This window comes from Polaromonas sp. P4_F4 (assembly GCF_056401355.1).
Window position 1 is genome coordinate 140803 of sequence record NZ_JBFUJO010000002.1, and the last position, 13453, is coordinate 154255.

Here is a 13453-nt window from a genome sequence, read left to right on the forward strand (position 1 = left end):
CAGGCGCTACTTCACGCGCCGGTACCTGGCCGTCATGAAGCGCTTCCATGTCCCGTCGCCTTGCAGCACCTGGGAGCTCAGCTCGCGCTCCTGGCTGTTTTTGAGGGTGATCACGTCCTGGTACCTGGCCAGCTTGCCGTCGCCGGCAAAGCTCGGCCCCTCGGTGTCGAGCGTCAGCACTTTTTGCGCAGGGTCGAGCTGGCCTTTGTAGATCCACATGTTGGCCATCATCGAGCCGACCCAGCTGCCGACGAATGCCTGCTTTTGCGTGTCGTAGCCCAGCGTCATCAGCGTGGTGCCCATTCCTTCAAGGCCCGGCATGGTGCCGCTGCCCTCGCACAGCAGCCACAGGCCGCCGAGGGTGCGCACGCTTTCCTGGCCCCTGCTTTTCGTCGGCGGCTGATCCGGACCCATTTGCATCTCGGCCTCATACGTCCAGTCGCCCAGCAGCTGCTGCAGCCACTGGTGTTCCTTTTGCGGTTCTGTTTTCATCAAACTCATCCTGGATGATTGAAGTTGAACTACGCCGTGAACTACACCGCCTGCAGGGTGGGAAAAGGCTCGCGCCAGGCCTCCAGCTCATTGAGGCGCGCGTGCCAGCGCCGGATTTCCGGAAACCCTTCCAGCGGCAGCCTGGCCTGCTGCGCGTAGGGCAGTGTGATCGCCACCGCAAAGTCGGCCACGCTCAAGGCCTCGCCTACTAGGTAGCTGCGCCCGCGCAGATGACCTTCCAGCACGGCGGCATAGCGCATGAAGCCCTCGGTGGCCTTCTGGATTTCCGCCGGATCGGGCTCGCCCATGCTGAAACGCGGCTTGATGAGGTACTCGAAATAAAACGTGGAGGCCTGCGGCGCGAACTCGGTCGCGTCCCACATCAGCCAGCGCATCACCTCGATCTGGCGCGCGTCGCGCGGCCACAGGTCCGAGCCGGCCTTGTCCGCCAGGTGGCACATGATCGCGTTCGACTCCCACAGCGTCGTGCCGCCGTCCACCAGCACGGGTACCTTGGCATTGGGGTTCATCGCGCGGAACACCGGCGTCCTGTGTGCGCCCTTGCCCAGCTCGACGTAGATGAATGCCACCGGCAGCTTCAGGTATTTCGCGACGGCGCAGGCCTTTCGCGGGTTCAGCGTGTCTGAAAAATAAAGCTGCATGGCGCTGGCCACCTCAGGGCATGGGGAGGGGCTTGATCACCATCCACGACACGCCGAAGCGGTCGGCCACCATGCCGAAAGACGATGCGAAAAAGGTTTTGGCCATCGGCATCTGCACCTGCCCGCCGTCGCCCAGTGCCTTGAACAGGCGCTGCGCCTCGTCGTCGGAGGGCGCCGTCAGCGACAGCGAAAAGCCCTTGAACTCCGGCTTGCCGGCGGCCATGCCGTCGGAGGCCATGACTTCGGTGTCGCCGATCTGGAAGCAGGCGTGCATGATGCTTTCGCCAGAAACCGGCCCGCAACCGGCTGCAGGCGGCTCGGGGCTTTCCTTGAAGCGCATCATCATCTTGATCTCGGCGCCCAGCGTCTTGCGGTAGAACTCGAGGGCCTCTTCGCAGCGGCCATCAAAAAACAAATAGGGCTGAACTTGCATGACGATCTTCCTTTCAGTAGTTGATGTGGATGGCCCCAGTGCACCTCCCGGGGCCGCTGCATGCGCTTGTTGTCGCGCGAACCCGGTCAGGCGACCGCCTCGCCGGTGCCGGCGTTTTCACGTTTTGGGCTTCCAGAGACCGAGCGTTGCGCCCGTCGGATCCATGATGATGCTGAACCAGCCCATATCCGGGACTTCCGTGACCTCCTTGCAAACGGTGGCGCCTAGCGACTGGGCCTTTTGTGTAGCCGCTGCGATGTCGCCGACTACAACATAGGGCAACCAGGCGGAAGGGGCGCCGGGCTGGGGATGCTGCATCATGCCGCCGCCCGTTCCCTCGCCCACTTTAATCAGGGTGTAAGTGCCTTGCGGCATCGGCATGTCCTCCAAAGTCCAGTCAAAAAGCTTTCCGTAAAAGGTCTTTGCCTGGCTGAGATCGGTCGTGTTCAGCTCTACATGCACGAATGGATTGGCCATGGTGTTCTCCTCAAGTGTCGGGATTGAAGGCGAATGGCAATGAGCTTGCGGATGCCGCTGTCCGCCAGAACAGGCAAGGGATGCTTCGCCTTTTTGTGCATCCCGCCTGACCGCCTTGTCAGGCGTGGTCCTGTTTGAAGAGCGCCTCGGCGCGCCGGTTGATTTCCTCTGGCGTGAGATCCTCCTTGTGGGTGGCAAGAAACCAGATGTGCCCGAATGGATCTTCCAGCGTCCCCGTGCGATCACCGTAAAACTGGTCTTGCACGGGCTTGACGGCCTTGGCTCCGGCACTGACGGCCTGGGCAAATTGAGCGTCCACATCGTCCACGTAGACATGCAGGCCAACCGACGAGCCGCCCAGCGACCGGGGGTGGCGGAATGCACCTTCCTCACAAGGGTCGGCCAACATGATGATGGAGTCGCCGACCTTGATTTCGGCGTGTCCAATTTGACCGTTGGGTTGCGCCAAACGGAACAGCTCAGTGGCACCAAGCGCCCGTTTGTAAAACCCGATGGCCTCGGCGGCGCCCTTGATCATCAGGTACGGCGTTACGGTGTGATAGCCCTCTGGCATTGGCTTGACGGTCATGTATGACTCCTTGATTCAAAAATGGCTGGTATGTGCTCGCATGTGTTTCTTCCGTTGTTGACTCGGTGCTTCAAGGCGCTTAAATGTATGTGCGCTTCAATCACATCCATAAGCATTCCTTTCAGGCACACACCTGGCGCGTCGGACGGCGCCGCGATCTCCTGTCGGCCGCGCAGCAGCGGTTTGCCACGGCCTCAAGCTGCCTCGTGGGCCTGCTTCAGGCGCTGGATGTCAATCTTGTGCATCTGCAGCATGGCCTTCATGACGGCGCTGGACTTCGCGGGGTTCTTGTCGCCCAGCAACTCGCCCAAAACGGTGGGAATGATCTGCCACGACAAGCCGAACTTGTCTTGCACCCAGCCGCACTGGTTGGGCGCGCCGCCTGCCGAGAGCTTGTCCCAGAGCTCGTCCACTTCCTCCTGCGTTTTGCAGCTCACAAACAGCGAGATGGCCGGCGTAAAGCTGAAGTGCGGGCCGCCGTTGAGCGCCATGAACTCCTGGCCTTCCAGCTGGAAGGTGCCGGTCATGACAGTTCCCTCGGGCCCCGGCCCTTCCTTGCCGTAGCGCCTGAGCATCAGGATCTTCGAATTCTTGAAGAGGGAGACATAAAAATTCATGGCCTCCTCGGCCTGGTTGTCGAACCACAGGAAGGGGGTGATTTTCTGCACGGTCTACTCCTTTGGAACTGAACTGTGTCTGTTGCCTTGCCAGGTGTTGAACGGTAAGCCGGGTGGATGAGCTTGCTGAATCTGCGCGAATTGTGTACACCGTCCACAAAAAGAACAGGAAGAGTAGCAAAGATAATGGACAGTGTCCACATCGAAAAGTAACAAGTCATGACGTCCCCGTCCAAGCCCCCCGCCTCGCGCAGCACCTACCGCCACGGCGACCTGCGGCGTGCCTTGCTGGAGGCGGGAATCGAGCTGGCGCGCGGTGGCGGACCTGACGCGGTCGTGCTGCGCGAAGCCACGCGGCGCGCCGGCGTGGCGCCCAATGCCGCCTACCGGCATTTCGACAGCCGGCAGGCTTTGCTCCGGGCCGTGCGCTCCGCTGCGCTGGCGGCCGTGGCCCGTGCGATGGAAGCCGAGCTGGCCGCGCTGCCGCAGGATTTGCCGCCGGTCGAATTCGCCCGCGCCAATGTGCGCGCGGTGGGCACGGGCTACCTGCGGTTTGCGCAGGCCGAAACGGGCCTCTTTCGCACGGCCTTTGCCGCGTCCGACGACATGAAGGAAAGGGTCCAGGGCGGCCCGGCCGATGCCGAGCGGTCCGGGCAGAGCGGCCTGGACCCGTTCGAACTGCTGGGCGCCGCGCTCGACAAACTGGTGGACGCCGGCGTGCTGCCCCCGGAACGCCGTCCCGGCGCCGAGTTTCTGGCATGGTCGGCGGTGCACGGCCTGGCCATGCTGGTCATTGATGGCCCGCTGCGCAGCGTGGTCGGGCCGCAGATGGAGCAGGTTGGGCAGCGTCTGCTGGATATGGTCGAGAAGGGCTTGTAAAGCTGCGCTGTGAGGCGATTTCAGCCGGAAGTTTGAAGCGTATTGGGAGACCGACCGGCCCTTGAAGAAATACAGCGTGCGCCGCGTGCCATGCGGAGCGTCCAGATCGCGACGCCAGCCTGGGCCTGCGCCGCCCAGGAATCGGGCGGCGACGCCTGCCCCGGTTGATCGCCCATCGACCAGACTTGACGCTTACCGCTTGCGAAGCACCGTAACTCGTCAGCTTCTGTACGATGAGCCTCGCTCGCGCTCAAGCTTACGCAGCAGTGCCGGCCACTCCAGCCGGCCGACCTCAAGAAAACCGCCTTGCCCAAGCATCTTCTTCCCTTGCGCACGTGTGTGGTTGATGGTCTCTTGTGAAAGCTCGTGAAGTGGGGCGCCCCCCGCCATCCCATCGATCTGATACTTGCACGCAGTTTCCAGCCTGTGCATCCAGCAAAAGGCTTCGCCCACGCTTCGGCCAACCGTCATTGCACCGTGGTTGCGCAGAATTAGCACTCGGCCCTTGCCAAGGTCGCGTACGAGCCGAGTTCGCTCGTCTTCGTCAAGCGCTGCTCCCTCATAGTCGTGATAGCCCAGGAAGTCGAGCATCACTGCTGCTTTTTGGGTTAGTGGCCGCAGGCCTGCGGCCTGCATGGCAATGGCATTGTTCGCTCGCGTATGGCAATGCATGACGCAGACCAGATCCGACGCCGCCATGTGCACGGCGCTGTGAATGATGAAACCGGCTGGGTTCATCAGGTTCGGGTCGCCTTCGACCACCTTACCGTGGAGGTCGACTTTGAGCAGCTTCGATGCCGTCATTTCGTCGAATAGGACACCCAGCGGATTGAGCAAGAAGTGATGTTGCGGTCCTGGAAGCAAAACGGAGATGTGTGTCGAGATCAGGTCGGACATGCCGAACAGGTCCGTTAGCTGGAAGCAAGCAGCTAGGTCACAGCGAAGGTTCCATTCCTCAACGCTCATCCCTTCGGGTTGCTGCCTTGATGCGATAACTGCAGGCTTGCCAATCATTTCGATACTCCTGCATTAGTGGGGGACTCGTTATTCAATGTTTTTGACATGGCGGTCCAGCGAGCCAGATCAGCCCGTACGAACGCCAGCGTTTCCGCTGGAGATGCGCCTTTTTCAATGAGCAGTCCGATTTCGCTCAAACCTGTCTGAATTTCAGGTGAATTGAGGACATCGTTGAGTTCTTTCGCCAAGGTGATAACGATGTCATTCGGAACGTTCGCAGGTGCGAGCAATGCGAACCAGTTGGAGATTGCCAAGCCGGGCATGCCCAGTTCACTTACCGTCGGCACGTTCGGCAGTGCTTGCAATCGACGCTGGGAAGTGACCGCAAGCGCCTGCATCTTGCCACCCTGCACATGCGCAAGCACAAGTGGAACAGTGACCGAGGTAATGCCGAGCTCTCCCCTGATCAAGTCCGTCATCACCTCCGGCTGGCCGCGATATGCGATGTGCGTCAATTTGACCTTCTGCTGGGCCTTCAGCAACTCCATCGTGAAGAAGGGGGTTGTGCCGATACCGGGCGAACCGTAGTTGATTTGGTTTGGTCGTGTGCGAGCATGCTCAATGAATTCCGGCAAGGTGCGCGCGGGCGTGGCATTGCTGGCGACGATCGCCTGCGGGATCGTGCCAATCATCCCGATGGCACTAAAGGCGGTGGCCGGGTTCCATGACTGACTTCCGTCTGTGTTCGGCAGCATTGTCGTAGGACCGCTGGCAACCACCAGCGTGTATCCGTCTGCGGGTGCGCGAGCAGCTGCTGCGTATCCGATGCTGCCGGCCGCACCAGTCTTGTTCTCTACAACGAAACTTTGCTTGAATCGCTCCGAGAATCGCTGCGCCAAACGGCGCGCTATGAGGTCAACAATTCCGCCGGATGGGAACGCAACTACGATCGTTACGGGGCGTTCAGGGTATGCAGCTTGCGCAGATCCTACCGGGAGGCAAAGCGTCGCCACAAAAGGCAGTAGGACGGCGTACAGGCGTACCGACGAAAGACGGCAGTGAATAGGAATCAGTTTGGACATGGGTTGCTCCTCTGTTAGATCGCAAAAGCTCGCGCTTCACTCTTCGCTCTTGAAGCCGGAGGCTTCGACGATGGGCCGCCAGAAGGCACGCTCCGCGCGTAGCTGTGTCCTGACGGTCGCGCCGTCCAGCCCCGTGGGCTCGAGCCCAATGTTCAGGAGCTGTGCATAGACCTGTCGCTCTTTCACGGCCGCGATTAGCGCGCGCTCAAGTCGCATCGTTACAGCGGGGGGCGTGCCGGCGGGAACATAAGCGCTGTAGGAAAAAGTAGCGTGATCGAAACCGTTGATGCCAGCTTCCTTCGCGGTGGGGACATCAGGCAATAGCTTGTTACGCCGTGTTCCAGAGACCGCGAGGATGCGCACCCTGCCACCTCGATGAAGTTCCAGTTGACTGGCCAGCGCATCTGTTCCGACGGGGACTTGTCCGCCGATGATGTCCGTTGCGAGGGGCGCACCACCCCTATACGCAACAGGACTTAAGGGAACGCCAATTTCCTTGGACATCGCCAAGATGGAGAAGTGCAGGCCACCCCCAAGAGATGTGAGTCCTACCATCCCATCTGCGGGGTGGCTCCGGACCCATGCGACATATTGGGGCAGTGTTTTGTAGGGCTTCGCGGCACTCGTGGAAATGACGCTGGAGAATTCCACCAGATGCGCCACCGGAACGAAGTCGCGTTCCACGTCGTAGTTCACGTTTTTGTATGTCATCGGAAAGATGACGAACGGCGCCGAGGATGCAAGGAGCACCGTATTGCCATCGGGCGGCGCTCGCTTCACGTACTCGATGGCCAAGCGGGTCGACGCGCCTGGCCGGTTGTCGACCAAAACAGTTTGTCCGGTGGACTTCCGCAGCTGCTCGGCCAAAGCCCTTGCCAAAGCGTCGAGAGCGCCTCCCGGCGCGAATCCGACCACTAGCTTCAAGGGCTCGGTTGAAGCGCCGCCCGGCGGGTTTGGCTGAGCGTGAACGCAAGCCAGAGCGCCGCTGAAAATCGTGAAGGCAAATGCCCACTTGGAAAATCTATGGTTCAGTTTGTTCATGATCTACCCTAGGTCAAGTCAAGTCCATTTGGTCGGCGCAACAACAGTCCCTGGGATGTCTCGAGCAGCGATGCGGCGTGAAGCAGATCCGCATCGCCCCTGAACCGCCCAACCAGTTGCACGCCGATGGGAAGTCCGTCCGGGTCGAAGCCGCAGGGAAGTGTGATGGCAGGATGTCCGGTGAGGTTGAACGGCATCGTCCAGGGAAACCAGTTCGGGCGGAGCTCCGGGTAGCTCTGACCGTCAATGTCCAGCGCGCCGAAGAGATCCTGGTTGATCGCTACGGCCGTACGCGACAACGTGGGCATGGCGAGGAAATCATTCTCGTGCAACAGCGCTTGGACATGCCTGAACAGGCGGGTTCGGTCGAACATGGCTCGCTGATACTCGACCCCAGTGACGTGCCTGGCCAACTCAAGTTGTTGAAGGAGAGAAGGACTGAGGTCGTTCGGACGCTCGCGTGCCCACTCGCTAAACCGCGCCAGCCACACCGTGTGGTTGATCGTGCGCCAGAGGGGCTCAATGTCAAAGTCAGTGGTGACGGGCATCTCGCACAATTGCGCCCCCATTGATTTCAGATGGGCGAGCGCATCCTCAAACGCACGCGCGACCTCGCTTGAAACGGGCCGGCCTTGGGGTGCCATGCAGAACATGATGCGTTTACCATGCAGGTCGCCGCCTGCCGTAGCCGCCTTGCAATAGTCCGGTACCGGCACGCCAATAGACCAAGGGTCGACGGGCGCCGGGCCGGCCATGGCCTGGAGCATCAACGCGGTGTCTGCCACCGTGCGTGTCATCGGTGTGACATACGTGAGGTTCCCGAAGGCATCTTCGGTCTGCGAGTGAGGAACGACGCCAATGCTTTGCTTGAGGCCTACAACACCATTGCACGCCGCAGGAATCCGGGTTGACCCGCCTCCGTCGGTGGCGATGCCGATCGGTGCAATCCCCGCCGCCACGGCCACGGCCGCGCCGCCGCTGGAACCTCCACTGGTGCGATCGGCGCGCCAGCCGTTGCGGGTGCGACCGAAGAGGGGGGCGTCAGTCAGGCATTTGGCACCGAACTCGGAGGTCGTTGTCTTGCCGATAAGGATGGCGCCTTGCCGACGCAGGCGCGCCACTGCTTCCGCGTCTTCCGTAGGAACATTGTCCTGGAAGATCAGCGAGCCGAATGTCGTGCGCACCCCGCGTGTGTTGACCAAATCCTTGCACGTGTAGGGTATTCCATGGAGGAGGCCGAGCGGTTCGTTACGCATGAGCGCTTGCTCAGCGGCGCGCGCTTCCTGCATCGCCTCGTCAGCGCAGATGGTGATGAAGCAGTTAAGCACCGGTTGAAGTCGTACGGCGCGATCAAGGATTGCTTGCGTAACTTCGACAGGCGAGACCTCCCGCCGCGCGATTTTTTGGCGCAGAACGGTTGCAGGCATTTGGCAAAGGTCGTCACTCATCTTTAGCTCTATCTCCATGGTTCTTGACGGTGTGAGCTTCGCATTTCGCAATGCATTCGTCTAATACCGATTTACGACAATCCCATACGCGTTTAATATGGGTTGATGGACTTGAAACACCTCCGCTATTTCGTTGCCGTTGCGGATGCCCGCAGCGTGGGGAAGGCGGCGATGCAGCTTCACATGGCGCAGCCACCTCTGTCGGTACACATCCACAACCTCGAGGCGCAGCTTGGAACCGCGCTTTTTCGTCGAGGGCCTAGGGGGATGGAGCTTACCGATGCGGGTGGTGCTTTGTATTCGCGCGCGAAGGAAGCGCTTGCGCTCGCGCACGACGGCTTTGAAGCAGCGCGTGCGGTGGCCGCGGGACGCCGCGGTCGCTTGACCGTGGGCTATATGTTCGCGCTAGGCTATGCAGTGCTCCCCAAGTTGGTCCCGGAGCTGAGACGCACTTTGTCCGGGGTCGACATCCAATTCGTCGAGATGAGTGCCAGCACGTACGAGATGCTTATCAGCGAGTTCAAAGTGACGGTAGGTCTCTGTATGCCGCCACTGCAACGCAGCGGGATCGCTACTGTCACGATCGGAAAACAGCCCTTGCTTTTGGCTATGCCTGCGCGGTCACCGCTGGCCCGTCACAAAGTAGTCCCCATGGCCAAATTGCAAGGAATGAAGCTTGTTGGATTGCCTAGCACGAGGGTGGAAAACGGAGCGGATACCTCTCCTATCGGATCGCTTCTCAGACGTCACCACATTACGGCGCATGTGATGCAGAGGGTGGAGACAGTTCACTCTGCCCTTGCCCTCGTACTGGCTGGAGAGGGGTTTTCCATCGTCCCGGCATGCGCCGCGCTCGGCAGTCCCCCTGGCGTTTCATTTCGTCCTCTGGAAGATGACGGTGGTGGAATGGAGATGGCCGTGTGCTGGCGTCAAGACTTGGACAATCCGCTCGTCAAGCCGTTCATCTCCGCCGTTCAGGCGGCAATGGCTTAGCGAACTCGCAGTACCTCGGCGGCCTATTTAAGCGTCGCCAGGCGCAACGCTGTGGCTTTCGACCGCAGCGAACGTTCGTAGGCGTGGCGTCCGATTTCTTCCGACCAGGTCCCCTGCGCCAGTTGGTCGATGTGCAGCTTCATGCTCGCCACGGCCTCGGGTTCGCCTTGAGTAATGGCCTCCACATACGACTGCACCGTGCGGGCAAGCTCCGCCGGGTCTACCAGCTCGGTCAGGAAGCCGATGCGCAGCATCTCATCCGCCTGGAGGGTTTGCCCGGTCAGGAATATCTTCTTGGTGGCAGCCGGACCGAGCCGCGTGACGAATCGGCGCAGCCCGCCCGGGTAGTAATGGAGGCCGAACCTGGCGGCCGGCATGAACATCCGGATGCCTTGCACACCGATGCGGAAGTCGCAGCTCATGGCCAGATCGGTGCCGCCACCGTAGGCGCTGCCGTTCATCACGCACAGCGTCGGCACTTTCACCGCCTCGATGCGGTCCAGCATGTCTTCAAAGCTGCGGTCCAGGCGTGAACCGATCTGCGCGAGGGTGTAGCCGGAACAGAACGTTCGGTTGCCTTCGCCCGTGACGACCAGTGCGGCCACGCTGGATTCGGTTTCCACTTCCTCGAGGAGCCGGAGGATGACCTTCGGGTCGTCCGGGTCGATGCGGTTGTGCTCGGCCGGCCTGCGCAGGGTGATGGTGGCGACGCGGCCGTCGATGTGCAGCGTCGGCTGGCTGGAGTGGCTCATGAGGTCACAGCCTGGCGGTGCTGGCTGATGACGCCACCGTCGGCCAGCGTGTCAAGCGTGGATTGCTCATAGCCGAACTCGCGCAGGATCTCGAAGGTGTGCTGGCCCAGAAGCGGAGGTGCCATGCGGATCGAGGCGCCGGCCATCGCGTCCAGCCGGATCGGACTGCCAACTTGCTTGAGCGGTCCAAGCTCCGGGTGCATCACTTCCTCCACCAGACCGCTGTGGATCACCTGTTCGTCCGCGAACACGTCAGCGAGATTGTTGATCGGGCCGGCGGGAATGCCTTCTGCAAGGAAGTCTTGCGTCCATTCGGCGCGGGTACGCGTCATCAGGCGTTCCTCAAGGATCGCTTTGAGTTCGTTGCGGCGCTCCACGCGGGCGGCGTTGTCGGGGAATCGCGGGTCGTCGATCAGCGGCGCGAGGCCGAGGATCAAACAGAGCTTGCGCCACATCTCGGTTGTCGCCGGTGCGATGTTGAAGGGGCCATCGGCCGTCTGGAAGACCCCGTAGGGAGAAATGACCGGATGCGTGTTGCCGGCCAGGGGCGGCACTTCGCCCAGGCTCAGGTAGCGCTGGCCTTGCACGCTGAGCAGGCCAACAAGGCTCGCGAGGAGTGACGTTTCAACCCGCTGGCCGCGGCCGGTCCGATGGCGTTCATTCAAGGCTGCGAGCACACCCATGGCGCACCACATGCCCGCAGCCTGGTCGCCAATAGCGACACCGACGCGCATGGGCCCGGATTCGGCGGAGCCTGTCACGCTCATCAGGCCCGAGTGCCCCTGGGCAATCTGGTCAAAGCCCGGCCGCTGACCGGCCGGGCCGGTGCGACCAAAGCCGGTGATGCCCGCGTAGATCAGCCGCGGGTTCGCTGCCACCAGGCTCTCAAAGGAGAGGCCCATGGCCTCCATGGCGCCGGGGCGGAAGTTCTCGGCGATCACGTCGCATTCACCAGCCAGTCGGCGCAGCATGTCCAGCGCGCGCGGTTCGCGGAAGTTGACGGCCATGCCGCGCTTGTTGCGGTTGCCGCTCAGGTAATAGGCGCTCGTGCCGCGGTCGAACGGGCCCCAGTTGCGGATCATGTCGCCGTCGCCCATCGGCTCGACCTTGATGACGTCGGCGCCGAGGTCGGCCAGGATCATGGTGCAGAAGGGGCCAGCCAGCGCACGCGTGAGGTCCAGGACGCGGATGCCGGCCAGGGGAAGAACTGAGCCCCCACGTTCGCGCACTGCGTGTCGCTCTCTGCCCCCCGAGGGGGCTGGCCTTGCTTGGGGCGGCCCGGCGCGGCGGTCGGCCTGAGCCCCCACGTTCGTGCACTGCGTGTCGCTCTCTGCCCCCCCGGGAGGCTGGGCTGGCCTGGCTTGGGGCGGCCCGGCGCGGCGGTCGGCCTTAGGTGTTTGCATGGATGTCTCCAGAAAAGTCTTGTGTTTCAACGACAGTAAGTCTATATTGCATGCAATGGTAATGCAACCATTATTCAAAAAGGAGACTTATTATGAAGAAACCCAACATCTTGATGATCATGGCCGACCAGCTGTCGGCCCCCGTCCTTCCCTTCCACGGGAACACTGCGCTAAAGGCGCCGCACCTGCAGGCGCTGGCCGCGCGTTCGGCGGTTTTTGACAATGCGTACTGCAACTTCCCGCTGTGCGCGCCGGCCCGCTTCTCGCTGCTGGCCGGGCAGTTCGCTACGCGCATCGGCGCGTTTGACAACGCCTGCGAGTTCCAGGCGGCCACGCCCACGCTCGGTTACTACCTCGGCAGCCAGGGCTACAAGACCATCCTCAGCGGCAAAATGCACTTCGTGGGTCCCGACCAGAAGCACGGCTTCCAGGAACGGCTGACCACGGACATTTATCCGGCCGACTTCGGCTGGTCGGCCGACTGGAAGGAAGGCGAATTCAGCTTCTATTCGCCCGGCCACAACCTCAGCACGGTGGACGAGAGCGGCGAGTGCTTCCGCAGCCTGCAGCTGGACTACGATGAGGAGGTCGAGGCCAAGTCCATCCAGCGCTTGTATGACCTGGCGCGCGATGACGAGCAGCCGTTTTTCATGTGCGTGTCGTACACCCACCCGCACCCGCCGTTCCACATACTTCCAGAGTACATGGCCCGGTACAAGCGCGAAGAGATCAACCTGCCACTGGTGCGCGACATTCCCATGGCCGAGCGCGACATGCTCAGCAAGTGGATCCAGTATTCGCACGGCCTGGACAAGCAGACGGCCAGCGACGAGCAGATCCTGCGCGCGCGGCATGCCTACTACGCCATGGTGAGCTACATCGACGACAAGGTCGGCAAGCTGCTTGAAACCCTCAAACGCACGGGCTTCGACGAGAACACCATCGTCGTTTTCACGTCGGACCATGGCGACATGCTGGGCGAGCGCGGCATGTGGTTCAAGCGGGTGTTTTTCGACTGGTCGGCCAAGGTGCCGTTGATCATTTCGCGGCCCGGCATGACAGAGGGCAGCCGCATCGCGGCACCGGCGTCGCACGTCGACCTCCTGCCCACCTTGATGGACTTTGCCACCGGCGGCGCCGAGCCCCAATGGGTCGAGCCTGTGGACGGCGTGTCGCTGCGTCCGCTATTGGACGGTGGCAAGGACAACGGCGGCAAGGAGCGCACCGCCTTCGTCGAGTACACGGCGGAAGGCGTCACCGGGCCGTGCTGCATGCTGCGGCGCGGCCGCTACAAGTATGTCTACACGCATGGCTACCCCGACCAGCTCTACGACATGGAGGCGGACGCCAACGAACTCGTCAACATCGCGCAGGCCGCACCGGATGTGCTGAAAAGCCTGAAGGACGAAGTAATGGCCGGATGGAACCCGGACGCACTCAAGGCGCAGGTCCTGGCCAGCCAGGCGCGGCGCCAGTTCATCAAGGACCTGCCGGATGCCCTGCAACCTGTGTGGGATTACCAGGCCAGCGTCGACGACACCAAGCGCTTCGTGCGTCGCGGCAGCGCCCGCATCATCAAGGTGAAAAAGCGCTGGCCGGCCATCGCCGAGGTGAAAGGCTGATCACCA

At 61.8% G+C, this 13453-nt stretch carries 15 protein-coding genes; 3 read left to right on the plus strand and 12 right to left on the minus strand.

Translation table 11 applies throughout. The annotated features are described in order from the left end of the window. Positions 1–6 precede the first annotated feature (6 nt). The 6 genes from AC1DUR_RS03245 to AC1DUR_RS03270 all read right to left on the minus strand — a co-directional run bounded on the left by AC1DUR_RS03245 (position 7) and on the right by AC1DUR_RS03270 (position 3321). On the minus strand, positions 7–492 hold the full coding sequence (locus tag AC1DUR_RS03245; RefSeq protein ID WP_477721191.1) for a DUF1579 domain-containing protein: 486 nt from the start codon (positions 490–492) through the stop codon (positions 7–9). Between the two features lie 41 nt (positions 493–533). Then, complete coding sequence (locus tag AC1DUR_RS03250; protein ID WP_477721192.1) at positions 534–1154, minus strand: glutathione S-transferase family protein; 621 nt, start codon at positions 1152–1154, stop codon at positions 534–536. 13 nt (positions 1155–1167) lie between these two features. After that, entirely contained in the window at positions 1168–1587 is a 420-nt protein-coding gene (locus tag AC1DUR_RS03255; protein ID WP_477716566.1) for a VOC family protein, read from the minus strand. 117 nt (positions 1588–1704) lie between these two features. Continuing rightward, positions 1705–2064 (minus strand): VOC family protein, encoded by a 360-nt coding sequence (locus AC1DUR_RS03260; protein WP_477721193.1) that lies wholly within the window; start codon positions 2062–2064, stop codon positions 1705–1707. Between the two features lie 118 nt (positions 2065–2182). Beyond that, positions 2183–2653, minus strand: coding sequence for a VOC family protein (locus tag AC1DUR_RS03265; RefSeq protein ID WP_477716564.1), 471 nt, complete (start codon positions 2651–2653; stop codon positions 2183–2185). Between the two features lie 194 nt (positions 2654–2847). Continuing rightward, positions 2848–3321, minus strand: a complete 474-nt coding sequence (locus AC1DUR_RS03270) for a VOC family protein (protein WP_477721194.1) — start codon at positions 3319–3321, stop codon at positions 2848–2850. Positions 3322–3489: 168 nt separating this feature from the next. Between AC1DUR_RS03270 and AC1DUR_RS03275 the strand changes: the two genes are divergently transcribed. Further along, a complete protein-coding gene (locus tag AC1DUR_RS03275) occupies positions 3490–4149 on the plus strand; it encodes a TetR/AcrR family transcriptional regulator (RefSeq protein WP_477721195.1) in 660 nt (219 codons plus the stop codon). Positions 4150–4368: 219 nt separating this feature from the next. Here AC1DUR_RS03275 and AC1DUR_RS03280 read toward each other — a convergent pair whose 3' ends face one another. Genes AC1DUR_RS03280 through AC1DUR_RS03295 form a run of 4 tightly spaced genes read right to left on the minus strand, consistent with a single transcriptional unit; the run spans position 4369 to position 8677 of the window. Then, positions 4369–5163, minus strand: coding sequence for a class II aldolase/adducin family protein (locus AC1DUR_RS03280; protein ID WP_477721196.1), 795 nt, complete (start codon positions 5161–5163; stop codon positions 4369–4371). Continuing rightward, complete coding sequence (locus AC1DUR_RS03285) at positions 5160–6188, minus strand: Bug family tripartite tricarboxylate transporter substrate binding protein (protein ID WP_477721197.1); 1029 nt, start codon at positions 6186–6188, stop codon at positions 5160–5162. Before AC1DUR_RS03285 ends, AC1DUR_RS03280 begins: the two co-directional genes overlap by 4 nt. A gap of 36 nt (positions 6189–6224) precedes the next feature. Further along, the gene (locus tag AC1DUR_RS03290) at positions 6225–7229 is read right to left on the minus strand and encodes a tripartite tricarboxylate transporter substrate-binding protein (protein ID WP_477721198.1); all 1005 of its coding nucleotides are present in this window, start codon (positions 7227–7229) and stop codon (positions 6225–6227) included. 8 nt (positions 7230–7237) lie between these two features. Beyond that, a complete protein-coding gene (locus AC1DUR_RS03295; RefSeq protein ID WP_477721199.1) occupies positions 7238–8677 on the minus strand; it encodes an amidase in 1440 nt (479 codons plus the stop codon). Between the two features lie 105 nt (positions 8678–8782). On the opposite strand from AC1DUR_RS03295, the gene AC1DUR_RS03300 reads away from it, so the two are divergent. Then, positions 8783–9670: a LysR family transcriptional regulator gene (locus AC1DUR_RS03300; RefSeq protein WP_477721200.1), complete on the plus strand. Its 888-nt coding sequence runs from the start codon at positions 8783–8785 to the stop codon at positions 9668–9670. A gap of 23 nt (positions 9671–9693) precedes the next feature. On the opposite strand, the gene AC1DUR_RS03305 is transcribed toward AC1DUR_RS03300, so the two are convergent. Together AC1DUR_RS03305 and AC1DUR_RS03310 are read right to left on the minus strand one after the other, a co-directional pair. Next, complete coding sequence (locus AC1DUR_RS03305) at positions 9694–10422, minus strand: enoyl-CoA hydratase/isomerase family protein (RefSeq protein ID WP_477716557.1); 729 nt, start codon at positions 10420–10422, stop codon at positions 9694–9696. Continuing rightward, positions 10419–11825, minus strand: coding sequence for a CaiB/BaiF CoA transferase family protein (locus AC1DUR_RS03310; RefSeq protein WP_477721201.1), 1407 nt, complete (start codon positions 11823–11825; stop codon positions 10419–10421). The genes AC1DUR_RS03305 and AC1DUR_RS03310 overlap by 4 nt, the downstream gene beginning before the upstream one ends. Positions 11826–11917: 92 nt before the next feature. On the opposite strand from AC1DUR_RS03310, the gene betC reads away from it, so the two are divergent. Continuing rightward, entirely contained in the window at positions 11918–13447 is a 1530-nt protein-coding gene (gene betC, locus AC1DUR_RS03315) for a choline-sulfatase (protein WP_477721202.1), read from the plus strand. Positions 13448–13453 lie beyond the last annotated feature (6 nt).

Coding starts and splice junctions, on each gene's coding strand:
- AC1DUR_RS03245 (WP_477721191.1), bottom strand. CDS start 492: ATGAAAACAGAACCGCAAAAGGAACACCAGTGGCTGCAGCAGCTGCTG.
- AC1DUR_RS03250 (WP_477721192.1), bottom strand. CDS start 1,154: ATGCAGCTTTATTTTTCAGACACGCTGAACCCGCGAAAGGCCTGCGCC.
- AC1DUR_RS03255 (WP_477716566.1), bottom strand. CDS start 1,587: ATGCAAGTTCAGCCCTATTTGTTTTTTGATGGCCGCTGCGAAGAGGCC.
- AC1DUR_RS03260 (WP_477721193.1), bottom strand. CDS start 2,064: ATGGCCAATCCATTCGTGCATGTAGAGCTGAACACGACCGATCTCAGC.
- AC1DUR_RS03265 (WP_477716564.1), bottom strand. CDS start 2,653: ATGACCGTCAAGCCAATGCCAGAGGGCTATCACACCGTAACGCCGTAC.
- AC1DUR_RS03275 (WP_477721195.1), top strand. CDS start 3,490: ATGACGTCCCCGTCCAAGCCCCCCGCCTCGCGCAGCACCTACCGCCAC.
- AC1DUR_RS03280 (WP_477721196.1), bottom strand. CDS start 5,163: ATGATTGGCAAGCCTGCAGTTATCGCATCAAGGCAGCAACCCGAAGGG.
- AC1DUR_RS03285 (WP_477721197.1), bottom strand. CDS start 6,188: ATGTCCAAACTGATTCCTATTCACTGCCGTCTTTCGTCGGTACGCCTG.
- AC1DUR_RS03290 (WP_477721198.1), bottom strand. CDS start 7,229: ATGAACAAACTGAACCATAGATTTTCCAAGTGGGCATTTGCCTTCACG.
- AC1DUR_RS03295 (WP_477721199.1), bottom strand. CDS start 8,677: ATGAGTGACGACCTTTGCCAAATGCCTGCAACCGTTCTGCGCCAAAAA.
- AC1DUR_RS03300 (WP_477721200.1), top strand. CDS start 8,783: ATGGACTTGAAACACCTCCGCTATTTCGTTGCCGTTGCGGATGCCCGC.
- AC1DUR_RS03305 (WP_477716557.1), bottom strand. CDS start 10,422: ATGAGCCACTCCAGCCAGCCGACGCTGCACATCGACGGCCGCGTCGCC.
- AC1DUR_RS03310 (WP_477721201.1), bottom strand. CDS start 11,825: ATGCAAACACCTAAGGCCGACCGCCGCGCCGGGCCGCCCCAAGCCAGG.
- betC (WP_477721202.1), top strand. CDS start 11,918: ATGAAGAAACCCAACATCTTGATGATCATGGCCGACCAGCTGTCGGCC.